General features: G+C 63.6%; 21 protein-coding genes. 3 read left to right on the top strand and 18 right to left on the bottom strand.

Annotated elements, in window-relative coordinates; translation table 11 throughout:
• Positions 1-47 precede the first annotated feature (47 nt).
• From DOM45_RS18755 to DOM45_RS18725, 7 genes are all read right to left on the bottom strand, one after another.
• Complete coding sequence (locus DOM45_RS18755) at positions 48-1,160, bottom strand: extracellular solute-binding protein (RefSeq protein WP_110603045.1); 1,113 nt, start codon at positions 1,158-1,160, stop codon at positions 48-50.
• Between the two features lie 329 nt (positions 1,161-1,489).
• On the bottom strand, positions 1,490-2,635 hold the full coding sequence (locus DOM45_RS18750) for a porin (RefSeq protein WP_110603043.1): 1,146 nt from the start codon (positions 2,633-2,635) through the stop codon (positions 1,490-1,492).
• 412 nt (positions 2,636-3,047) lie between these two features.
• The gene (locus DOM45_RS18745) at positions 3,048-3,974 is read right to left on the bottom strand and encodes a ProQ/FINO family protein (RefSeq protein WP_240612469.1); all 927 of its coding nucleotides are present in this window, start codon (positions 3,972-3,974) and stop codon (positions 3,048-3,050) included.
• A gap of 103 nt (positions 3,975-4,077) precedes the next feature.
• Positions 4,078-4,623 carry a dihydrofolate reductase gene (locus tag DOM45_RS18740; RefSeq protein WP_110603041.1) on the bottom strand — a complete coding sequence of 182 codons (546 nt, stop codon included), beginning with the start codon at positions 4,621-4,623 and terminating at the stop codon, positions 4,078-4,080.
• Positions 4,620-5,414 (bottom strand): thymidylate synthase, encoded by a 795-nt coding sequence (locus DOM45_RS18735; RefSeq protein ID WP_110603039.1) that lies wholly within the window; start codon positions 5,412-5,414, stop codon positions 4,620-4,622. The genes DOM45_RS18740 and DOM45_RS18735 overlap by 4 nt, the downstream gene beginning before the upstream one ends.
• Before the next feature lie 110 nt (positions 5,415-5,524).
• On the bottom strand, positions 5,525-6,331 hold the full coding sequence (gene lgt / locus DOM45_RS18730) for a prolipoprotein diacylglyceryl transferase (protein WP_110603038.1): 807 nt from the start codon (positions 6,329-6,331) through the stop codon (positions 5,525-5,527).
• Positions 6,332-6,519: 188 nt separating this feature from the next.
• Positions 6,520-7,311, bottom strand: a complete 792-nt coding sequence (locus DOM45_RS18725; protein ID WP_342588733.1) for a sulfite exporter TauE/SafE family protein — start codon at positions 7,309-7,311, stop codon at positions 6,520-6,522.
• Between the two features lie 233 nt (positions 7,312-7,544).
• On the opposite strand from DOM45_RS18725, the gene DOM45_RS18720 reads away from it, so the two are divergent.
• The gene (locus tag DOM45_RS18720) at positions 7,545-8,312 is read left to right on the top strand and encodes an NRDE family protein (protein ID WP_110603036.1); all 768 of its coding nucleotides are present in this window, start codon (positions 7,545-7,547) and stop codon (positions 8,310-8,312) included.
• Here the strand turns inward: DOM45_RS18720 and ptsP are convergent.
• A complete protein-coding gene (ptsP, locus tag DOM45_RS18715; RefSeq protein ID WP_110603034.1) occupies positions 8,309-10,570 on the bottom strand; it encodes a phosphoenolpyruvate--protein phosphotransferase in 2,262 nt (753 codons plus the stop codon). The genes DOM45_RS18720 and ptsP overlap by 4 nt on opposite strands.
• 133 nt (positions 10,571-10,703) lie before the next feature.
• Positions 10,704-11,204, bottom strand: a complete 501-nt coding sequence (locus DOM45_RS18710) for an RNA pyrophosphohydrolase (RefSeq protein ID WP_110603111.1) — start codon at positions 11,202-11,204, stop codon at positions 10,704-10,706.
• A gap of 284 nt (positions 11,205-11,488) precedes the next feature.
• On the opposite strand from DOM45_RS18710, the gene DOM45_RS18705 reads away from it, so the two are divergent.
• The gene (locus DOM45_RS18705) at positions 11,489-12,157 is read left to right on the top strand and encodes a histidinol-phosphatase (RefSeq protein WP_110603033.1); all 669 of its coding nucleotides are present in this window, start codon (positions 11,489-11,491) and stop codon (positions 12,155-12,157) included.
• Positions 12,158-12,249: 92 nt separating this feature from the next.
• Here DOM45_RS18705 and rsd read toward each other — a convergent pair whose 3' ends face one another.
• From rsd to DOM45_RS18665, 8 genes are all read right to left on the bottom strand, one after another.
• Complete coding sequence (gene rsd / locus DOM45_RS18700; RefSeq protein ID WP_110603031.1) at positions 12,250-12,765, bottom strand: sigma D regulator; 516 nt, start codon at positions 12,763-12,765, stop codon at positions 12,250-12,252.
• A 158-nt stretch (positions 12,766-12,923) separates the two neighbouring features.
• Entirely contained in the window at positions 12,924-13,478 is a 555-nt protein-coding gene (locus DOM45_RS18695; RefSeq protein ID WP_110603029.1) for a disulfide bond formation protein B, read from the bottom strand.
• A gap of 102 nt (positions 13,479-13,580) precedes the next feature.
• Positions 13,581-15,152, bottom strand: a complete 1,572-nt coding sequence (gshA, locus tag DOM45_RS18690; RefSeq protein ID WP_240612472.1) for a glutamate--cysteine ligase — start codon at positions 15,150-15,152, stop codon at positions 13,581-13,583.
• A 224-nt stretch (positions 15,153-15,376) separates the two neighbouring features.
• Entirely contained in the window at positions 15,377-17,731 is a 2,355-nt protein-coding gene (locus DOM45_RS18685; protein WP_110603109.1) for a Tex family protein, read from the bottom strand.
• A gap of 178 nt (positions 17,732-17,909) precedes the next feature.
• On the bottom strand, positions 17,910-19,481 hold the full coding sequence (locus tag DOM45_RS18680; protein ID WP_110603027.1) for a phosphoenolpyruvate carboxykinase: 1,572 nt from the start codon (positions 19,479-19,481) through the stop codon (positions 17,910-17,912).
• Between the two features lie 244 nt (positions 19,482-19,725).
• Complete coding sequence (gene hslO / locus DOM45_RS18675) at positions 19,726-20,598, bottom strand: Hsp33 family molecular chaperone HslO (protein ID WP_110603025.1); 873 nt, start codon at positions 20,596-20,598, stop codon at positions 19,726-19,728.
• An 83-nt stretch (positions 20,599-20,681) separates the two neighbouring features.
• Positions 20,682-21,074: an RNA-binding S4 domain-containing protein gene (locus tag DOM45_RS18670; protein WP_110603024.1), complete on the bottom strand. Its 393-nt coding sequence runs from the start codon at positions 21,072-21,074 to the stop codon at positions 20,682-20,684.
• A 47-nt stretch (positions 21,075-21,121) separates the two neighbouring features.
• Positions 21,122-21,781, bottom strand: a complete 660-nt coding sequence (locus DOM45_RS18665) for an HAD-IA family hydrolase (RefSeq protein ID WP_110603023.1) — start codon at positions 21,779-21,781, stop codon at positions 21,122-21,124.
• A 138-nt stretch (positions 21,782-21,919) separates the two neighbouring features.
• Here DOM45_RS18665 and nudE point away from each other — a divergent pair, with 138 nt between their 5' ends.
• Entirely contained in the window at positions 21,920-22,513 is a 594-nt protein-coding gene (nudE, locus tag DOM45_RS18660) for an ADP compounds hydrolase NudE (protein WP_110603021.1), read from the top strand.
• Positions 22,514-22,631: 118 nt separating this feature from the next.
• Here nudE and DOM45_RS18655 read toward each other — a convergent pair whose 3' ends face one another.
• Positions 22,632-22,997 carry a hypothetical protein gene (locus tag DOM45_RS18655; protein WP_110603020.1) on the bottom strand — a complete coding sequence of 122 codons (366 nt, stop codon included), beginning with the start codon at positions 22,995-22,997 and terminating at the stop codon, positions 22,632-22,634.
• Positions 22,998-23,089 lie beyond the last annotated feature (92 nt).

Genomic DNA, 23,089 nt, shown 5'->3' with positions numbered 1-23,089 from the left:
GCGGCAAGCCCCGTGCCCGCCAGCACGGGGCTTGCCAAAAACGACGCTCACGCCGACAGGTATCGATCCTGATACTCGTTACGCAACGCGACGTACCAGGGGTCCTGCACCGGCCACCACCACAGGTTGTCCAGATCCTGTTGCGTGTAGGAATCCTTGAAGAATTGACGCGTCGCTTCCGGCAACAGCTCCTCGGCGCCGACGGCGGTCGAGTTGTAGCCCGTGGACTTGACGAACATCGCCCCCGCTTCCGGAGTGTAATACCAGTTGATCAGTTCGTAGACTGCGTCGACATTTTGCGCGTTCTGGGGAATGACGAAACCTTCCATCCAGGCAAGCGCCCCTTCCTTGGGCGCCCCATAGGCGATGGGCTCGCCCTCGCCCTGGAGTCGAAACGCGGTGCTGTCCCAGGTCTGGCCAATCAGGGCGCCATTGGTGCGGAACGCGCCCTGGGCCTCGTTCTCGGTGGACCAGAACTGGATCACCATGTCCTTGTGCTTGACGGCTTCGGCCAGGATGACGTCGAAGTTGGCGCGCATCGCCTCTTCGGTCTTGAACGAATCCAGCAACGGGCGCGGCAGCTTGCCCTGGGATTCGAGCCACAGGCCGATGCCGATCAGCGCCGAGTGCGCACGGACCGTGACCCCCTCGCCGATGTCGGGATTCCAGAGATCTCCGTAGCTGAGCTTGGAACGGTCGATGTCGGTATAGCGGGTGTTATAGGCGATCGCCTCGGTGCCCCAGTCGGAAGGCGCGAAGTAGCGCTTGTCATCGATCACGCCACCGACTTCCGACCCCTTCATGGCGGTATCCAGGCAGCCGTCCCAGTGAATACGCGACGTATCCAGCGGCTGGATCAACTGATAATCCAGATAACCGGGCACCCGATCCACCGTCGGCATGATGACGTCGAAGCCAGAGCCGTCGGTGGCCCGCAGCGAGTTCATCAGTTCATCGTTAGTGCCATAAGGCGTGAAGGTCGCCTTGATACCGGTCTTGGCGGTGAAATCCGACAGCATCTCGTCGGTGAAGTAACCGGCCCAGGCGTAGATGCGCAGAACCTGATCCTGGGCCACGGCACGATTGATGTAGAACGGTACCGAAGCGGCGGCGCCGACAGCCGCGGCACCCTGCAAGAAACGACGACGGGAAAGGGTCATCGAAGGTCTCCTGTTGTTTGTCGATCCACTTCCCGGCTTCGTCATGAAGAGGCGTGGAAAACGTTGTTATACGACAGACCTGTTACGACGGCGTGACGCTCGATGGTTTTTGAACGTCCACTCAACAAGAGATTACCAGCCTGTCATCCTAATGACATCTAGACGAAGGAGAACCGGTAGCGGAAAGCGGTGAATGGCGCTCGCCGACCGGATAGGCGGCGCTCGCGGCCCGTCGCGATCGAGCATAAAAAAAGCCGGCCCCCAGGAGGGGCCGGCTTCGTTCGATAGCGCAGCGACGTCAGACGGTCACCGCACACATCGGGGTCAGCTTAGAAGCTGTAGACAGCACCGACGGCAACACCGTCGCCGACATCGTGGCTACGACCGTACATCGCGCCTTCGACGAAGGTGTACATCGCCGGAGAGATGTTGTAAGTCGCGCCGAGGATGAACTCGTTGAAGTGATCATCGCCAGCGTAGTCGCCGCTGGAGTTGATCGCACCGCGGTTGGTGGCCAGAGCAACTTCTTTGTCGGCATCGACGTACTGGTAAGAACCGTAGAGGTCACCAGCGAAGTTGTCGGACAGCGCGTAGCCGTAGCGAGCGCCGATAGCGTAACGCATGATGTCGCCGTCTTCGCCGTCGACCTTCATGTCGGTGTTTTCGACCTTGGCTGCCAGACGCAGGGTGTCGATGGTGTACTGAGCAGTCAAGCCGTACGCCTTGGCTTCGGAATACTCGCCAGTAGCGTCGTTCTGCAGCTTGTAGTTGTTCAGGTCATCGTAGACAGCCGCGACGGAGAACGCGCCAACGGCGTACTTCAGACCACCGAAGAAGGAGGCGTTCGAGCCGTTGTTGTTGGTGTAACCAGCAACGTCGAAGTCATCTTCAGCATCGCCTTTGTACTGCGTACCGATGGCGAACTGCAGGCCAGCCCAGACCGGAGACATGTACTGGAACTTGTCGCCTTCACGATCGACATTCTCTGCGGTGTTGTAACCGTAGAGGCCGCCCAGATCACGAGTGGAGTCGGTGTTGTCGAAGTATTCGTTGTTGGAGATCGGATCCTGGACCCAGTCGTCGATCAGCGGATCCCAGGAACCCAGGCGTGCGTCACCGAAGTTGCCTTTCAGACCCAGGTAGGCCTGGTCGCCGTTGCCAAGACCGTTGCCGATCTTCTCTTCGTCGGCATTGTGCTCGAACTCGGCCTTGAAGTAACCGGTCAGGCCCGGGTTGATGATATGCTGACCGGAGAAACCGACGGTCGAGCCGTTGTCGAACAGCTCGTCTTCGGAGTCGGCGCCAGTGATGCGACCACCTTCATAGCTACCAGTCTCGATGGACTTGTAGGCGATCTGGATGTTGCCGTAGATGTCGAGCTGCGTGCCGTCCTGGTTGTAGACAGTCGCTGCCTGGGCAGCGGCGGAGGCGCCCAGGGCACCAGCAATAGCAGTCGCTAAGAGCGTCTTTTTCATCGCGATAGGTTCCTTAACTAGCTTACTGTTCGATCGTGTCTGCAGATGCAGTCGGCTTCAGCACCTTCAACCAGCTTCGTCACGCGAACGAATGACGGCTGCGGAACTTAGAAGCCTTGTTATTGTCCAATGCTCGCCCGGAAACCTTATACCGGACGTTGGAGGAACGCAACAAGAAAAAAACACTGTTTTCGTTCCCTGCTTTTCTCACCGGTTGCGCTTCTCGTCGCAACCGGGATTCATGGCGTCGACGGCACAAACCGGCTGCCGGCAGCCTAGCCACGGGGCATGACACTCTCATGACACGCCCCTCCAGGCAAGGAATCGGACACGATTATTCTTCCCCCGGCCCCTCTTACCTGCCTTTCGATACCAAAGTTCAAGTCGACACGAATGGCCTCGCCACGACTCGTCAATCCTGCGGGGACTGGCCATGCTTGGCCAGCAAAGCCCCGATCTTGCGATCCAGCTTTGCCGATCGCTCCTGTGTCTCGCGAGCTTTCTGCTTCTTCTGTAACGCTTCCAACTGACGCTTGGCGTGCTTGGCCTCCTCGGCGGTCACCACCTCGCTATCCTCTCCCACCAGATCCACGCGTTTCGCGCCTTCACGAACCGATTTCAGGTAGCGCGGCAGATGCACGTAGCAGGCCAACGCCCGACGAATCAGCTTCTCGGGCCAGGGTTCGAGCTCGCACAGATCGAGATGAATGCCAGTCTTCAGCGGCCGCGTATGCCCCTTGAAGAAGGTCCTGGGGTAGCGCTTGTACCACTGGGCGAGCAGCGCCTGCGGCGACGGCACTTCATGCTCGGCGCCGAACGCCAGTGAACTCTGGGGAGGCGACTCGCCAGCGATGGACGGCGCTACGGGCGTGGAGGTGTCGGGAGGAACCTCGGGACGGGTTCGAGTGTATGAAGAGTCGGCCTCCCCCTCCGGGGGCGCGGAGCGCTCCGGCTCGGTGCGCTCGACTGCCAGCGGCCGAGCGATCTCGGAGCCCCCCTTGTCATGAGCGGGGGAAGAGGTCAGGCGCTGCAGCGGAGAGACCTGACCGTGACGGGCCGTTCCGGTGCCGGCATCGCCATCCGGTTTTGGCCGAGGCCGTCGAAATGCCAGATTGCCCAGGCCGCGTGCACGCGTGCCGCCATCGGGGTCCTCGCTGTGATCCTGGCCCTTGACCACCATCGGGTCCAGTTCGGCCAACGCGAGTAGACGCTCCTTGAGGGCTCGATTCTCGGCCTCCAAGGCCTTGCACCGCTCTTTCTCGGCTTCCAAAGCGGCCTGACCCGCTTCGACCTGGTGCTCGATGGCAGCCAGGAGCGCCTGTGTTCGATCCGTCAACACGGCACAACTCCTCTCAAGTCCTCTCAATCAACGTCGGGGCATGCCGTCGCTCATCCTGACGACTGGCACGCGGTCCCTCTTGGCTGCAACGCCCTGCCGAGACTCAGCCAGAACTGGCCATCCGGTGGTATTGGACGAAAGCATAATCCGGCTGACCTGGCTGCGGCGACATCACCGTACGCTCGACCTCCTGCCACTCGTCACTCCGGAAGTCGGGGAAGAATGCATCCCCATCGATCTCGACATCCACCTCGGTAAGCTGGAGGCTGTCGGCAAAGGGCAGCGCCTGCCGGTAGATCTCCCCGCCACCCATCACCACGATTTCGGCCGCGTCGTCGATCACCGCTTGATGATCGGCAAGTTGCAGCGCCTCGTCCAGAGAGTGACACACTCTTGTCCCCTCCCGACGATAATGGCGGTCGCGCGTGATCACGATATTCAGACGCCCGGGCAGCGGCCGACCAATCGACTCGAACGTCTTGCGCCCCATGACCAGGGGCTTGCCCAGCGTCAGCGCCTTGAATCGCTTGAGATCCTCCGGCAGGTACCAGGGCAGCCGATTATTCACGCCGATGACGCGATTGCGGGACAGTGCCGCAATCAGGGTGATCGGCGTTTCCGGCTTCACGGTCGATGTCACGTCACTCATACGGCAATGGGCGCCTTGATGGAAGCGTGGGACTCGTATCCCTCGATGGCGATATCCTCGAAGCGGAAAGCGAACAGGTCGTCGATCGCCGGGTTGAGCTTCAGGGTCGGCAACGCCAGCGGTTCACGCGAAAGCTGCAGCCGGGCCTGATCGAGATGATTGAGGTAGAGGTGGGCGTCGCCCAGGGTATGCACGAACTCGCCGGGCGCGAGCCCGCAGACCTGAGCAACCATATGAGTCAGCAGCGCATAGCTGGCGATGTTGAACGGCACACCCAGAAAGATATCGGCACTGCGCTGATAGAGCTGGCAGGACAACTTGCCATTGGCGACGTAGAACTGGAACAGCGCGTGGCAAGGCGGCAGCGCCATCTCGTCGACCAGGGCGGGGTTCCATGCCGAGACGATATGCCGGCGGGAGTCCGGGTTGCGGCGTATCTGCTCGACCAGTCTGGCGATCTGGTCGATATGACCGCCGTCGGGCGTCGGCCAGCTTCGCCACTGGTAGCCGTAGACGGGACCGAGATCGCCATTGGCATCCGCCCACTCGTCCCAGATCGAGACGTTGTGTTCGTGGAGATAGGCAACATTGGTATCGCCACGGAGAAACCACAGCAGCTCATGAATGATCGAACGCAGATGCAGCTTCTTGGTGGTGACCAGAGGAAAACCCTCGGCCAGGTCGAAGCGCATCTGATGACCGAAGACGCTAAGCGTACCGACGCCGGTCCGATCGGCTTTTTCGACGCCGCTATCCAGCACGCGCTGCATCAAGTCGAGATAAGGCCGCATGGGCACGCTCCTTTCCAGTGACGGGCTCATCGCGTGCGACGAACCCGTCGAAACACTTTCCATTTCGAGGCCGCCGGAGTCCGAGCGGCCATTCACTCGACGTCGCCCGTTCAGGCCGCGGGCTGCCCCTGACGAGCGTCATCCACCGCATTGTGACGCGACCAGGCGATCAACGCGATACCCGCAACGACCATCGGCAGCGACAGCAGTTGCCCCATGGTCAGCCAGTCGAAGGCGATGAATCCCAATTGCGGATCGGGCCGACGGAAGAACTCCGAGAGAAACCGAAACGCGCCATAGCAGACCAGAAATAGCCCCGAGATGAAGCCGCGCCGTCGCGGGGTCAGGGAGGCCATCCACAGCACGACGAACATGACGACACCCTCGAGGAAGAACTGGTAGAGCGACGAGGGATGGCGTCCCTGGCCGCCCATGCCGGGGAAGACCAGTGCCCAGGGGACATCCGTCACGCGCCCCGGCAATTCGTGATTGATGAAATTCCCGATACGACCGGCCCCGAGGCCAATCGGCACCAGCGGTGCGATGAAATCCGTGAGCTGGAAGAACGCCAGACCGTGCTTGCGCGCGAACAGCAATGCCGCCAGCAGCACCCCCAGCAGCCCGCCATGGAAACTCATGCCGCCGTCCCAGACCTGGAATATCCACAACGGGTTATCCACGAATCGGTCGAGACCATAGAACAGCGCGTAGCCGATACGGCCGCCGAGCACGACTCCCAGCGCCCCGTAGAACAGCATGTCACCGATGTCGTCGCGCTTGAGCCCCAGGCGATCGGCACGCAGACGCCCCAGCCACCAGGCCCCTACGAAGCCGACGACATACATCAGCCCGTACCAGTGTACCTTGAGCGGGCCCAACGAAACGGCGATCGGGTCGATCTCGGGATAAGCCAGCATGCATTCTCCTTGGCCAGGAAAGAGTTAGGGGAAACGCCGAATCCATTGACGAGCAGGATGAAGTGGGCGGCACTCCGTCGCAAGGCGCACGGAGCGCAGGATCGACATATCAGGGTCTCTGACCGGGCGCGCGCCAGCATCGCGTCAATGAGCCACTTCACCCGGGCAGACAGTCGTACCGTGTTTCCTTAGCCGATCATCAGCTTGATCCCTACCACGATCAGCAGGAGGGCAAAGATACGTCGCAGCGTCCTGGCAGGCAATGCATGGGCCACCTTGACGCCGACTCGAGCCATCGGAACGCTGGTCACCATCAAGCCAAGGAACGCTGGCCACATCACATAGCCGGTCGCCCCCGCCGGCAGGGTCATCTCGCCCCAGCCCACGACGACATTGGTCGCGGTACCGATCAGTGCGATTGGCAGGCCGATGGCCGAGGAGGTGCCCACCGCCTCCGTCATGCGGCTGGTGAAACGCGACAGCCACGGCACCGACATTACCCCGCCGCCAACGCCGAACAGCGTCGAGACGCCGCCGATCGTGGCCCCGGCCACGGCCATCGGCCAGCGCCGCGGTTCCCGCCCCAGGGTCGCGGGCGGGCGAGTCAACAGCATTTTCAGCGCCATCACGACCGCGAAGATCCCGAACAGGCGCGTCAGCGCATGACCGGGCAGTACCGAGGCCAGCAGTACGCCGAGAATCCCGCCAACCAGCAATCCCGGCATCATCAACCGCAGCCAGTCCTGACGCACGCCACCCCGGCGCCAGTGTCCCCAGGCCGAGGAGGCGCCGGTGACCACGATGGTCGCCAGCGAGGTTCCGACGGCGAGATGGGCGACCACCGCCGGATCGAAACCCTGGGCGAGAAAGGTGAATACCAGCGCAGGAACGATGACGATACCCCCGCCGATCCCGAACACGCCCGCCATCAAGCCCGCCGCGGCGCCAACCAGCAGATAGATCGCAATAGCCGTCAGCATCGGGTGCCTCCCCACCTGACGAATGGAGGAAAGGGAAGGAAAGCAGGCCCTGCCGCCGGTGTGGCGGTGGTGGAGAGTGGGACAATGAGCATGTGACGGTCCTGTAGAGCGCGAGGCAACGGCGGAAAGCTCGCCCGGGTCGCTAGCGCGCTTATGGTACGCTGCCGACGGGGCCGTGTCATGGCGGACCCCGACCGCTCACTCCTACGCCCACCCCCGCTGGAGGTCGCCGCATGTGCTTGATCGTGTTCGATTGGCAGCCGCAGGCCGCGACGAGATTGCGTCTCGCCGCCAATCGCGACGAATTTCACGCCCGCCCGGCCGACGCGCTGCATCGCTGGCCCGACAGCGACCTGACCGGCGGTCGTGACCTGGTGGGAGGGGGAACCTGGCTGGCGGCGACACCCACGAGGGTGGCCGCCCTGACCAACGTCAGGGAGGGGCGGAGTTCCCCGCCAGCCGCCGGCCCCAGTCGCGGCGAGCTCGTGCGTCGAGCTCTCGAGGTCGACGATCTGGCCACCTGGCTGGACACGCTGGCAGCGGGTGGCGCCAAGGCCTACGCGGGGTTCAACCTGCTGGTGATGTCGGAGATGCAGCTGTGGACGCTGCATCACAGTCGTCAGGACACTCGTCTCCAGCTCGTACCCCCCGGCCTGCACGGCTTGTCCAATGCCAGCCTCGATACGCCCTGGCCCAAGGTCGTTCAGGCACGAGACGCGCTGCGACGGGCGCTGACGACGCCGGATTGGCGGGTCGGCATGCGCTCGGCCATGGCCGACACGCATCAGGCACCGCCCGCCGAACTCCCCCACACCGGGGTTGGCCGGGACCTGGAGCGCGTGCTCTCGGCTGCTTTCATCGTGGGGCAGGATTACGGGACACGAGCCACGACCCTGGTCACGGTCTCGGCGACGGCAACGACGCTGGAGGAGCAGCGATTCGCGGCGAACGGCATCCCGGCCGGCGACGTGACACGGCTGACGACACCGCCGACGGGCTAGTCCTGGGGTGGCAGCAGATGGCCGATCTGCCAGTCCGTCAGCCGCTGACGCAGGTGTGCCCTCACCACTGCCGTGGTCGGCAACGACAGCGTTTCCGCCACCAGCGCGCGAGCGTCGCCGATGCCGACCCGCCGGATCGCGGCTCGCACCCGTGGCAGGCTGGGCGCATTCATCGACAACGCATCGAACCCCATGCCCATCAGCAGCAATGCACCGGCGGGATCACCGGCAAGCTCACCGCAGACGGAAGCGGGCACGGCGAGTTGCCGGCTCTCCTGGGCAAGGCGCGAGAGGGCGTTGAGCACCGCCGGATGGCAGGCATCGTAGAGCCCGGACACGCGGGCGTTGTTGCGATCCACCGCGAGCAGGTACTGGGTCAGGTCGTTGCTTCCCACCGAGAAGAAGTCGACCCGCTCCGCCAGGGCTGGCAGTTGGTAGAGTGTCGCGGGCACCTCGATCATGACGCCAACCTTGGGCGACGCGACCTCGATCCCCTCCTCGGCAAGCTCTTCACGCGCGCGCGCCAGCAGGCGTAGCGCGGTATCGACCTCGTCCACGCTGGTAATCATCGGCAGCAGGATGCGCAGATTGTCCAGCTCTCGCGACGCCATCAACATCGCTCGCATCTGCACCATCAGCACTTCCGGATGATCCAACGTGACGCGAATGCCGCGCCAGCCGAGAAACGGATTGGCCTCGTTGATCGGGAAATAGGGCAGATCCTTGTCGCCGCCGATGTCGAGCGTGCGCATGACCACCGGCAGAGGGGCGAAGCTGGCCAGTTGCTCGTGATAGAGCCGGGTCTGCTCCTGCTCGCTGGGGAAGCGCTCGTTCATCATGAACGGAACTTCCGTTCGATAGAGCCCCACCCCGCTGACACGTGGCTTGAGCTGGGCAACGGCATCTACCGCCAGCCCGGTATTGACCAGCAGCGGCATGGGGTGTCCGTCGGAGGTCTCGCTGGGCAGATGCTGCTCGTGCTCGAGCACCTCCGCCAAGGCTCGCTCTTCCTTGATCAGACGTTCGTAGCGCTTGGCCAGCTGAGGCTCGGGTCGCACGAAGAGCCGTCCCCGGTGGCCATCGAGGATCGCCTTGGCTCCGTTGATCCTGGGCAGCGGCAGGTCGACCATCCCCAGCACCGTGGGGATGCCCATGGCTCTGGCCAGGATGGCGACATGGGAATTGCTGGACCCCCGAATCGAGACCAGCGCCGCCAGACGTTTCCTGGGCAGTTCGCCCAGCGTTGCCGCGCTGATCTCGTCGCCGACCAGAATGGCGTTGTCGGGATAGGTCGAGGGAGTGCGCTCGTTGCCCTCCTGCAGGTGGGCCAGCACCCGACGGCCCAGATCCCGGATATCCGCTGCCCGTTCGCGCAGATAGCCGTCGTCGACCCGTTCCAGATACTGCGTGTGCCGACGCACCACATCGGCCAGCGCACCCGGCGCCCACTGGCCCTCCCGGATCCGCTTCTCCACCTCGTTGCCCAGCGCCGCGTCTCCCAGCATCTGCTGGTAGACGTCGAAGAGCGCGAGTTCCTGGGTGGAGATACGGCTGGCCAGGCGGGCACCCGCCTTGCGGATATCCTCGCGGACATGGGCCAGCGCGGCATGGAGACGGACCACCTCGGCATCCGGGTCGGTCGGGATCAGGTCCGGCACGCTATCCAGGTCGGCAGGCGGGGCGACCACCACGATCTCGCCGATCGCCATCCCCGGCGAAGCCGCCACGCCCGAGAACATCGCCTGTCCGTCCGGGCCCGTGGGACGACTGAGCGTGCCCGACACCAGCGCATGGGCCAGAACACCCGCCAATTGCGCCGCCATCGTGACCAGAAACGCCTCGTCACCCTCGTCGAAACGGCGCTTCTCCTGCTGCTGGACGACCAGAACCCCAAGCATTCGACGCTGGTGAATGATCGGCACGCCGAGAAAGCTCGAGAAGCGCTCCTCCCCCGTCTCCGCAAAATAGCGGAATTGCGGATGGGATGGCGCGTCTTCCAGATTCAGCGCCTCTTCACGCTGCCCGACGAGCCCGACCAGCCCCTCCCCCAGACGCAGGGTCACGACCCCCACGGCCTGCGTCCGCAGGCCGATCGTATCCATCAGCACCAGGCGATCGCGCTCGCGATCGAACAGATAGATGGAGCAGACGTCGGTGCGCATCGCCTTGCGGATTCGGCGCACCATGGTTGCCAGCGCGGCATCCAGGCTACGAGCGCCATTGACTTCCTGAACGATGCGGCGAAGGGTATCGAGCATGGGCCTTTTCTTGTGGGCGAGGAGATCCTCGTCTTGGCATCGGTGGGCCGGTATGACGCCATCCCCGGACGCGCTTGCAGCGAGCGTCGCCATCAGCGATGGAGTCATTCCGTCATGAATCGTGCTGCCTACCTTAGAGCCTGGCCATTTCCTCCAGGGACAACCGATGGAATTCGGGCGCCAACTCCCGCAGCGCGCGCCGGTAGACTTCGCGCTTGAAGGAGACGACCTGTCCCAGAGGATACCAGTAACTCACCCAGCGCCAGCCATCGAATTCAGGCTTGGGCGTGCTGTCGACGCAGACCTGACTGTCGTGACAGCGAATTTTCAGTAGAAACCACTTCTGCTTCTGGCCGATGCAGAGCGGTTTCGAATGCGTTCGGACCATGCGTCGGGGGAGACGGTAGCGCAGCCAGCCTCGCGTACAGGCGACCACATCGACATCGTTGGACGTCAGCCCGATTTCCTCCTCGAGTTCCCGGAAGAGCGCCTGATCTGGCGTCTCGCATGCCTTGATCCCTCCCTGCGGGAACTGCCACGCCTCCTGACCCGCCCGACGCGCCCAAAGCAGTTGGCCCTCACAGTTGGCGATGATGATGCCAACGTTCGGCCGAAAGCCATCGGCGTCTATCACAGCGTTCACCTTAGCTCAATCGTCGTTGGGATCATTCTTCCACAAAGCGAGAAAGGGCATCAATACGCCTTAGGCCAACCAGCGATAAAACCTCGACATCAGCGTGCCACGACACCAGCGCTTGCAGCCACGTCCTTGGCGACAGGAAATCATTGCCCGGCAACCGCCAAGGGCGTCATCGTGGGCAAAACGGCGGGAGTTTGCGATACTGCCGACCGCTCGCGCTCACGATCCGAACGGCAACGCTGTTGCCCCAACGACACCCGCAAAGACAGGAGCCAACCTTGAGTCTGGCCATCTTCGATCTCGACAACACCCTGCTGAGCTGTGACAGCGACCACGCCTGGGGCGAATTCCTGGTGGAACAGGGCGCGGTGGATGGCGAAGCCTACCGGCGTGCCAACGACCAGTATCTCCGCGACTATCGGGCGGGCGAGCTGGACATCATGGCCTACCTCTCGATGGCGCTTAAGCCGCTGGCCGAGCATAGCGAAGAGCAGCTCAATGCCTGGCACCAGCAGTTCATGGCCTGCAAGATCGAGCCTCACGTTCTGCCCCGGGGCGAGGAGCTGCTGGCGTGGCACCGCCAGCGCGGCGATTTCCTGCTGATCGTGACCGCCACCAACCGCTTCATCACCGGCCCCATCGCTTCACGGCTCGGTGTCGACGATCTCATCGCGATCGAGGCGGAGCGGGAGAACGGGCGCTACACCGGGCGCGTGGAGGGTGTCCCCAGCTATCGCGAGGGCAAGGTCACGCGAGTCAGGCAGTGGCTGGAGCAGAACCCCACCCTGACGCTGGACGATGCCTGGTTCTACAGCGATTCGATCAATGATCGCTACCTGCTCGAGGAGGTCGCCACGCCGGTGGCCGTCGACCCCGACGAAGAACTCGAGAAATTGGCTCGCGAGCGCGGCTGGCGCGTGCTCTCCTTGCGAACGCCATCGGCATAGCTGTCCGAGGGCAGAGCAGATGGCGACGCTCTGGCGAGAGCCAGGGCGTCAGGGAAACGAGACGAGCGGATGGCGGCGCGGGAAGAGGGCACTCACTCCGTTCGCAGCGATTGACCATCAGGGGGCGTTGCCACTTCCGACGAGGGGGCGTGCACCGCGTGCAGCCGGCCGATCAACTGATCCTCGAGATCGAAACGTTCGGCCATGGTTGCGCCCAGTTTTCCCAGCCAGCCGGGAAGCCGATCGATATAGTGCTGACAGCGCGATGGGGTCGCGTACTCGTTGTCGAAATCGAGCACCAGTTGGGTCGAGGCATCGACGCGGGCCAGGAGCTTGTCGGCCACCGTCAGGGCTTCCCGGTCATCGAAGGCCTTGGCTTCTTCCCGCAACTGCGGATAGATCTCGAAGTGGCCGGCACTGATGTAGTCCATCAGTGCTTCACTGAAAGTATCGATTCTCGCCTTGGGCACCGCCGAGAGATCGGCATCGCAGAACTCACGGAGATCGACCAGTGTCACGAGCATGTCGTAGCGCTGCTCCAGCCATCGATCGATCAGCGTGTGCACGCCGCCCCACCGCTCCCGAGCCGTCTTGCAGTCTTCCAGCATGATCACTCTCCTCCTGGGGCTGCTGACGTTTCAGCACGACCCGCGCTACTGCATCACCTGTTACCGGACAAGGCCCCGGATGCCGACGCCGGCGGCGCCGTCGTCAGATCCCGCAGCGTCGTCGGGCGGCATTGCCGTGCGAACCGGAAGGTGCGCTCTCAAGAGGTCTGCGCTGCCGGTTCGCGACCCGTCCTGCCACTGTAGCGCAATCGGGATATCAACATCATCACCGGAATCGTGCCCATGACGACGAAACCGAGCAGCGTCCACTGCGGCAGCGTGACGCCCCACAGCGCCCCCTCGACGGCCGCGCACTCGCCGGAGCCGTGGAGCACGCGAGCCATGACATCCCACAACGGCAGCATGTCCATCATGTAGTCCAGGCCCGGCCCACAGCTGGGCACGCTATCCGGTGGCAGGGTCTGCAGCCAGACATGCCGCCCCGCCACGCCGATGCCGGCCAGCACGGCAACCAGCGCGAGCAGGGCATAGACAAGGCCCCCGGATTTCGCGGGATTGTGAATCGCCCCGATCAGGAAGATGACACCCGCCGAGATCACCGCAACGCGCTGGAAGATGCACAAGGGGCAGGGTTCGAGGCCAACGCCGTACTGCAGGTAGAGCGCGACCGCCATCATGAAACAGGACATCAACAGCCCCAGCAGGCACCATTGACGCATACTGGTTGTGGCCACCCAACGCTTGATTTGCATATCTCATTTCCACTGAGGGCCAATTCGGTCCAGCACTGGCCTTGCTTCCATTTCACGACAGCCGACCGCAGGACTCTCGCCGAACGTTAACGATTCACTGACTCACGCCGCCGAACGAGGTTCCCTCGCCCGCTGGAAATAATCGGTGATGAACCGAGCGAACGATACCCGGTCCTCGGCCTCGATATCGTGCTGCTGCTGATGCGAGGTCTCGACCAGTTGGGAAAAGAGTTCGGCGCGCGACTCGTCCATCGGTGTCGACCGCCAGTGATGCCCCTGCTCCTTGGCCAGGTCGGCGATGAAGTCGGCCCACTCCCCACCATGCGCCTCCAGCGCCCGCAGCATCTGTGCCGAGGGGGTGAGTTCCGGGTCGTCCAGCCGCCGGGCGATCGTCTCGATGGCGGCCGCGTGAAGATTGTCACCTTCGATGGCGTCGAGCAGCCCGGCAACCTCGCGCAGCCCCTCGACGATTTCGTGCCCCCGAGTCCGCAACGGCACGTGACGATCGCCGATTCGCAGTTTCAGATCCGGATCGCGTCCCCGTTCGACCACCAGCCGGCGGTTGTCGTCCAGCCGATCGCACTCCTCGTCCGGAATCCAGGGGCTTTCCGAGAGCAGGCACCAGAGCAGGAACGTATCCATGAACCGCATCTGCGGCTCGTCGATTCCCAGCGGCAGGAACGGATTCAAATCCAGACAGCGCACCTCGATGTATTCGACACCGCGGGCCTCCAGCGCCTGCGTGGGCGTCTCGTCGTGTCGCGCCACCCGTTTCGGGCGGATGTCGCTGTAATACTCGTTCTCGATCTGCAGGATGTTGGCGCTGAGCTGTCGCCACTCGCCGTCGACCTCCACCCCGATCCGACGGTAATCCGGCCACTCGGCAGAGATCGCGTGGCGAAGCGTGCCGACATAGTTGGAAAGCGAATTGAAGCAGATCTTCAACTGCTCCTGGACCTTGTTCTGGTAGCCGAGATCGGACATCCGCAGGCTGGTCGCGTAGCGCGCGTAGCGCGTCTCACGGCCCATCGCCTCGAGCTTGTCGCAGCGATTATCGCCGTCCTCCTCGCCGAGGAAACTGCGGTCCAGCGCCGGTGACGCACCGAAGAGATAGAGCAGCAGCCAGCTGTTGCGGCGGAAATTACGGATCAGGTCGAAGTAGCGCGCCGAGCGATACCCCTGCAGCGATTCACCTTGCCGGCCTTCCTGTGCCTGCAGCAGCGGCCAGATGTCGTCCGGCAGAGAGACGTTGTAGTGGATGCCGGCGATCGACTGCATGATGCGGCCGTAACGCACATCCAGCCCCTTGCGATAGACATGCTTCATGGTGCCGACGTTGGACGTGCCGTAGTCGGCGATCGGCACGCTGTCGTTGCCGGAGAGCCGCGCCGGCATGCTGGCCGGCCACAGCCACTCGTCGTCGAGCTGGCGGTAGGTGAAGCGAACCAGGTCGCCCAGGAAGGAGAGCGCATCGGCGGGACGGCAGTAGACCGGAGTGATGTACTCGAGCAGCGCTTCCGAGTAGTCGGTCGTGATGTGGGGGTGGGTCAACTTCGAGCCGAGCGAGTGCGGATGGAGGGTCTGCGCAATGGCGGCCTTCGAGTCGACACGCAGCCCCTCCTTTTCGACGCCCCGCCGTAGACGACCAAGCAATCCCTTCTGGGCCGGCGCCATCAGTTGGCCGACGTTCGTGGCGAGTTGATCAGACACGCTCAACACCTTATTTCGTGGGAAGAGCTCTGCTCCCCCGTTTGTCCGTGCGTCGACGGCTCCGGACGCCATTGCTGTCGCCGGAGCCGCCGCGAGCCAAACCTCATTATGGAGCCGACGATAGCGCTTTCAAGGCTAACGACTTCGTGGCCCGAGATCCGGGCTCGTGCGTGAAACGTCAATAGCCCCTAGCGTCGTCGCTGTGCCTTGAGCAAGGCCTCGGCCATCGCGCCCCCCGGCTGCGCGGATTGGCGGTCACCGCTGCCCTGCCGCGGTTGACGGCCCCGTGCCGCGCCATCAGGCTTGCCGCCGCTCGACCGACGCTGGCCGGGAGCCGTTCTCTCGCCGGGTGCGTCACCGAGTCGCATCGTCAAACCGATCCGCTTTCGCGTCACGTCGACCTCCAGCACCTTGACCTTGACGATATCGCCGGCCTTGACCACTTGCCGCGGGTCGTCGACGAACTTGTCGGCCAGTGCGGAGATATGCACCAGCCCATCCTGATGCACGCCGATATCGATGAAGGCGCCGAAATGGGTCACGTTGGTGACCACGCCCTCCAGCAGCATGCCCGGCTCGAGGTCGCCGATCTTCTCCACGCCCTCACGAAAGGTCGCTGCCTTGAACTCGGGACGCGGGTCGCGGCCGGGCTTGTCGAGCTCAGCCAGGATATCGATGACCGTCGGCACCCCGAACGCCTCGTCGACGTAGTCAGAGGGCTTGAGCGTCTTGAGATAGCGGCTGTCTCCGATCAGCCCGGCCAGTTCACGCCCGTTGCGTTCGGCGATACGCGCCACCAGCGGATAGGCCTCCGGGTGCACCGCGCTGGCATCGAGCGGATTGGTACCGCCCATGATGCGCAGGAACCCCGCACACTGTTCGAACGTCTTGGGGCCGAGCCTGTCGACGCCGAGGAGTTCCTGGCGGGTACGGAACGGCCCCTCACGGTCACGCCGCGCGACGATGTTGTCGGCGAGCATGGTGCTGAGGCCGGATACCCGGGAGAGCAGCGCGCTGGAGGCGGTGTTGAGATCCACCCCCACCGCGTTGACGCAGTCCTCGATCACCGTCTCGAGGCTCCGGGACAGGTTCACCTGGGAGACGTCGTGCTGATACTGGCCGACGCCGATCGACTTGGGATCGATCTTGACCAGCTCGGCCTGCGGGTCCTGCAGGCGCCGGGCGATCGACACCGCCCCGCGAATCGAGACATCGAGATCGGGAAACTCCCTGGCCGCCAGTTCCGAAGCCGAGTAGACCGAGGCGCCGGCTTCACTCACCATCACCTTGGTCAGCTGGCGTGGCGCCACGCGCTTGACCAGTTCGGCAGCCAGCTTGTCGGTTTCACGGCTGGCGGTACCGTTGCCGATCGCCACCAGCGACACGTCATGGCGTTCGACCAGCCCGGCCAGCGTCGCCAGCGCCTCGTCCCAGCGCTTCTGCGGCGCGTGCGGATAGATGACGGCCTGCTCCAGGAAACGCCCGGTGGCATCGACGACGGCGACCTTGCAGCCGGTGCGCTGGCCGGGGTCGAGTCCCAGCGTGGTGCGGGGGCCGGCCGGCGCCGCCAGCAGCAGGTCCTTGAGGTTGGCGGCAAAGACATCGATCGCCTCCTGCTCGGCCCGCTCGCGCAGACGACCCATCAGCTCGGTTTCCAGATGGGTGTAGAGTTTCACCTTCCAGGTCCAGCGCACCACCTCCTTCAGCCATCGGGAAGCGGCCTGCTCGGCCCCCAGGTCGATACCGACGTGCCGGGCGATCGCCACTTCGGCAGGGTGAATGGGCGCATCGTCCTCGCCGGCCATGACCAGCGAAAGGGCCAGCACCCCTTCCTTGCGACCCCGGAACATCGCCAGCGCCCGATGCGAAGGCGTCTTGGCCAGCGCCTCGTCGTGCTCGAAATAATCCGAGAACTTGCTACCTTCCGCCTCCTTGCCCTTGACCAGACGGGCGCGAAGCTGGCCATCCTCCCATAGCCGCTCGCGTAACCGTCCGACCAGCTCGGCCTCTTCGCTGAAGCGCTCCATCAGGATCTGCTTGGCGCCGTCCAGCGCGCCCTTGGCGTCCTCGATACCATGGCTGGCGCCGGTCGCACTATCGACGAACGCCGCCGCCTCGCGCTCCGGATCCAGATGCGGCTCGGCCAGCAGCCGATCGGCCAAGGGCTCCAGCCCGGCTTCCCGGGCGATCTGGGCCTTGGTCCGGCGTTTCTTCCGATAAGGCAGATAGAGATCTTCCAGCCGCTGCTTGGTGGTCGCCGCCAGCAGCTCGGCCCGGAGCGCCTCGCTCATCTGCCCCTGCTCCTCGACCGCCTGCAGAATCGCTTCGCGGCGCTCTTCCATTTCACGCAGGTAGCGCAGGCGCTCTTCCAGCGTGCGGAGCTGGCCATCGTCGAGCCCGCCGGTGACTTCCTTGCGGTAGCGGGCGATGAACGGGACGGTGGCGCCGCCATCCAGCAGTTCGACGGCGGCATGGACCTGAGGGGGCCGAACACCGAGCTCGTCGGCGATCAGCGCAATGATTGCGGATTGGGTGTTGGACATGAAAATCATCACGATGGACAAGATCGCGCCACGTTAGCACAGCGACGCGCAGGGCTCACTCTCCGGGGCGTTGCGGCGCCGGACACGAAGAGGGGATGGCCGATGGCCATCCCCCTGATGCGATGCCGAGTGGGCCGGGACCACACTGGCGGCTGGAAACCGTCTTTCGACGGGCCGGTCAGAGCCGCTGCGGGCCAGCGGCCAGAATCGCCGAATCGATATCGTCGAACTTGGTGAAGTTGTCGGTGAACTTGGCGATCAGCGCGTTCATCTGCTCTCGATAGGCTTCCCGGTCCTCCCACGCATCGCGCGGGTCGAGCAGCTTGGCATCGACGCCCTCCACCGCCACCGGCACATCCAGATTCAGCCCTTCGATATGGCGCGTCTCGACATCCTTCAGGTCACCCTCCTGAATGGCGCGGATGATCGCCCGGGTGGTGGGAATGCTGAAGCGGCTGCCACCCTGACCGTAGGCGCCGCCGCTCCAACCCGTGTTGACCAGATAGACCCGGGATTCGAACGCTTCGATACGCTTGATCAGCAGCTCGGCATATTCGTGGGCCGGGCGTGGAAAGAAAGGCGCCCCGAAACAGGTCGAGAAAGTCGCCTCCAGGCCGCTGGTGGACCCCATCTCCGTCGACCCGACCTTGGCCGTGTAGCCGGAGAGGAAGTGATAGGCAGCCGCTTCCTTGGAGAGCAGAGAGACCGGTGGCAGTACCCCGCTCATGTCGCAGGTCAGGAAGATGATCGCGCTGGGTTCGCCGGCGCGATTCTCTTCCACCCGTTTGGCGACGAACTCGAGCGGATACCCCGCCCGGCCGTTCTGGGTCAGGCTGTCATCGGTGTAATCGGGAACACGGCCTTCCGTCAGAACCACGTTTTCCAGCACGGTGCCGAACCGGATGGCATCCCAGATGATCGGCTCGTTCTTGCGCGACAGGTCGATGGTCTTGGCGTAGCACCCCCCTTCGAAGTTGAAGACGGTGCCCTCCCCCCAACCATGCTCGTCATCGCCGATCAGATAGCGCTCGGGGTCCGCCGACAGGGTGGTCTTGCCGGTGCCTGACAGGCCGAAGAACAGCGTGGTTTCGCCATCCTCTCCGACGTTGGCACTGCAGTGCATCGGCAATACGTCCTTCTCCGGCAGCAGAAAGTTCTGAACCGAGAACATCGCTTTCTTCATTTCGCCCGCATAGCGCATGCCGGCCAGCAGTACCCGGCGACGGGCGAAGTTGATCATCACCGTGCTTTCGGAGCGAGTGCCATCGCGCTGTGGCTCGCAGACGAAGTCAGGTGCGCTCAGCACCGTCCACTCGCTCTTGTCCTTGGTGTTCCAGTTTTCGGGACGCACGAACAGATTGCGCGCATAAAGGTTGTGCCACGCCTTCTGGGTGATGACGCGAATCGGCAGATAGTATTCAGGATCGGCACCGACGTGGAGTTCGGAAACGAAGGTCTCGCCCCCCGCCAGATAATCCTCGACCCGCTCCCACAGCGCATCGAACACGTCCGGCCCGATCGCTCGGTTGACCTGGCCCCAGTCGATCAGATCCGAGGTCGAGGGCTCCTCGACGATGAAACGGTCCAGCGTGGACCGGCCGGTGCGCTCGCCCGTTTCCACCACCAGCGCGCCATTGTCGGCCAGCACGCCCTCGCCCCTCGCCAGGGCATATTCGACCAGCTCGGCCGCGGTCAAATGAGTGTGCGCTTTCGCGCCAGCAGCCTGGGAGATGGCTTGAGAGGTGGTCATTATCCAATCCTGGGCTCGAAGGCCTCTGTTTTCGTGTCGTTTCACAGCGTTGGGAACCCGCCGCCCCGACGACACCGTTCTCGATGGGACCGGCGACCTCGGCGCCATGGCAGGCGAAAAAGGATCGCCATTATGGCAAAAAGCGCCCAGCGCGCAAACGCTGGACGCTCGGTGTCAATGCGGCTTTGATCAAAGCTCTGCTTATCCCCCAGCAACCCGCTCCACTCGGCGCGTGGCGGCTTCCCTAGTGAAGCGTCGGCGATGGCGCCTCGGGGGAGTCGATGATCGCCTCGATGTCTGCCGCACTAAAATGGTACTGCGTATGACAAAAATGGCACTGCGTATCGACCGCTTTCTGCTCGTTCAGAATGCTTCGCAGCTCGTCGGCACCGAAGGTGTGCAGCGCGTTGGCAATGCGCTCCCGCGAGCAGGTGCAGCCGAACGCCAGCGCCTTGGGGTCGAAGACGCGCGTGGTCTCTTCGTGGAAGAGGCGATACAGCACGTCCTGCGCCGGTAGCGTCAGCATCTCGTCGGCAGTGATCGTCGCCGCCAGATGAACCACCCGGTCCCAGGCATCGGGATCCTGGTTGGACGCATCGTCCGGCAGTTGCTGAAGCAGTAGTCCAGCGCTGCGCTGCCCGTCGGCGCTCAGCCACAGTCGCGTCGCCAGCTGTTCCGACTGGGCGAAATAGGCTTCCAGGCAGCCGGCGAGCTGGTCATGCTCCAGCGCCACGATCCCCTGGTAGCGATTGCCTTCGGCGGGATCGAGGGTGATCACGATCTGCCCGTCGCCCACCAGCTGCCGCAGCGAGGCATCGTCGGCGAAGATCTGGTTCTCGTCGTACCGCGCGATGGCCCGCAGTTGACCGCCGGGGTTGGATTCCGCCATCAGCACGTCGACTCCCTGCTTGCCGCGCACCTCCAGGCTGACGGTGCCATCGAGCTTGACGGTTTCGGTCAGCAAGGCGACGGCGCTCAGCAGTTCGCCCAGTTGGTGGCGAATCGGCGCGGGATAGTCCTGGCGGGCGAGCACCTCCCTGTAGGCGGTTTCCAGTTGCACGATCTCGCCGCGCACATTGGTGTCGTCAAACAGGAAGCGTTGGATTTCATCGTTCATGGATCGGATCTCGTCGGGCACCGGGCGAGTCACAGGATCGCCCGGTGAGGGCAGGTAGTGGGCGACGTCACAAGCGTGGGGCGTCAGTCATCGGTGTGCTGGCGCTGGAATCGATGGATATCGCGACGCTGGCGCTTGTCGGGCCGCTTGATCGGCGGTTGCATCACTTGATTGGCGAGCTTGCGCTGATGCGCTTCCCGCTCCCGCCGATCGAGGCTCTCGGCTGTCTCGGCGTAGAGCCCTCGAGCCTCCGGGGCGCCGCGGCGTTGGGCCGAGAGCGCCACGACCTCGACGGTCACGTTGTCCCAGCCTTGCGGCAGCTCGATCAGCGCGCCGACCTCGACGTTCCTGCTGGTCTTGACGCGGCTGCCGTTGTAACGGACCTTGCCGCCCTCGATCGCTTTCTTGGCCAGTTGACGCGTCTTGAAGAAGCGCGCCGCCCATAGCCACTTGTCGATACGTACCGTTTCACTCATGGATCAATTACCTCGACCGAGCTAGATGGGGGTGGGCAGTGCCCGCTTCAACCCGGCCGCGCGGGCATCAGCGATGCAAATTGCTCGACGACGGTGAACGACGGATGGGCGCTACCGACCTTGCGACTGTCCGGTTGATGGATACCCAGCAGATGGCGAATGCCATATCGCCGGGCACTCTCGAGCACGTCGGCGTTGTCGTCGATGAACAGGCTGCGTGCCGGCTCGAAGGGGTGCAGCGTCTGCATGGCCGACCAGAACGCCAGCTGCTCCTTGGGAACCCCCACATCCGCTGATGACACGATCCGATCGACATAGCGATCCAGCCCGGTCAACGGCAACTTGAGACCGAGGCTCTCACGATCGGCATTGGTCGCCAGGACCACACCCAGCGGCGACGCCTTCAGCCACTCCATGAAGGCCAGGGCATCGGCCCGCCATCCGATCAGATGTGCGACCTCGCGCTTGAGCGCGACGATATCCAGCGACAGCTCGCGACTCCAGTAGGCCAGGCTGTACCAATCCAGCGTTCCTCTGGTATCGCGGATACGCGACTCCAGTGCCGTGCGATGAGTGTCGTCGAGCCGATGCAGCTCGACATAGCGGCGCGGCAGATGCTCGAGCCAGAAGTGGCTGTCGAAATGGAGATCGAGCAGCGTACCGTCCATGTCCAGAAAAACGGTGTCGATGGCGCTCCAGTCGATCATCGAAGAACCCCGGCTGTCGGTAAAGGAAATCGTCTCATGTCACGCCCCTCCCAGCGCAAGGAGGTATCGGGGCATTTCCCACGGAGACAAGCGTCGATTATTGTACCCAGTGCAACCCGCCCGATGCACGGAGGCCGCATGGCGCCGACTGATTCCCCCCCGCCCGTCTTGACCAGGCCGACGCTTCTCGCGCGGCGCAACGTTGCCCAGAGCGAACTGTTTGCCATCGAATCGCTCGACCTGCGCTTCGCCAACGGCGCCGAACGGACTTTCGAACGCTTGAAGGGCAAGGGTCGCGGCGCGGTGATGCTGGTCGCCATGCCCGACCCCGATCATGTGTTGCTGATTCGGGAATACGCGGCGGGCTTCGATGAGTACACGTTGACGCTACCCAAGGGGCTGGTCGATCCCGGCGAAGACATCATCACCGCGGCCAATCGAGAGCTCATGGAAGAGTGCGGCTATGGCGCCAATCGCATCGAGCCTCTGGTAGAGCTGTCGCTGGCACCCAACTACATGAACCACCGTATTCAGGTAATGCTGGCCAGCGATCTCTACGAAAAACGCCTGGAGGGCGATGAGCCCGAGCCGCTGATCGTGGAGACCTATGCCATCGACGATATCTCTGGACTGCTGGCGCGGGATGATTTTCACGAAGGGCGCGCCATTGCCGCGCTGTTCATCGCACGTGAAAAACTGCGCAGCGAGCAAACTTCCGGGAGCTGGTGGTGAGGACCACATCGGCGGGCACCTGAGAAACGCGAGTGGCAAACGACGATCGCCCCGCGAGGCGGGGCGATCGAACGGCGGGGCCGGTCTTGCGAAACGTCTATCGCGAGCTGCGACCCGATCAGTTGGGATTGACGTCCTGGGCGGAATCGACGCCGTGGTTGCCTTCCATGTCATCGGCCATCGGCCCCTGCGCTGCCGACGTGTCCTGAGCGGTGGCGCCTTCGACTTTCATGCTGCCAGGCTGGGTGTTGGCGGAACCGGTCTGCCCGTTGTTTTCATCGGGCAGGTTGTTCTCGGTCGGCAGTTTCTTATCGGCGCTGTCCGATGCGGTCGCCCCCTCGGCCATCGTCGGCGACGCACCGCCGGACTGGGTATTGGCGGAGCCGGTCTCGGGGCTCACGCTGGGTGCCCCGTCCTGGGCGAACGCGCCGGCAGTGGGAAGTGCGATGAGCGCGGCGAAAATGGCTGCATTCAATGTCTTCATGTGAATCCTCCTTAATTCATCTTTACGTGTGACGCCGATCCAACGGAATCTCTCTTTTCCGTTTGCGTCACCAGGCTTGCCTCAACAATCTA

This window comes from Salinicola lusitanus (assembly GCF_003206045.1).
Classification (GTDB): Bacteria; Pseudomonadota; Gammaproteobacteria; order Pseudomonadales; family Halomonadaceae; genus Salinicola; species Salinicola lusitanus.
The sequence above is the reverse complement of the archived record's forward strand: the minus strand, read 5'-3'. Positions and strand labels throughout refer to the sequence as shown.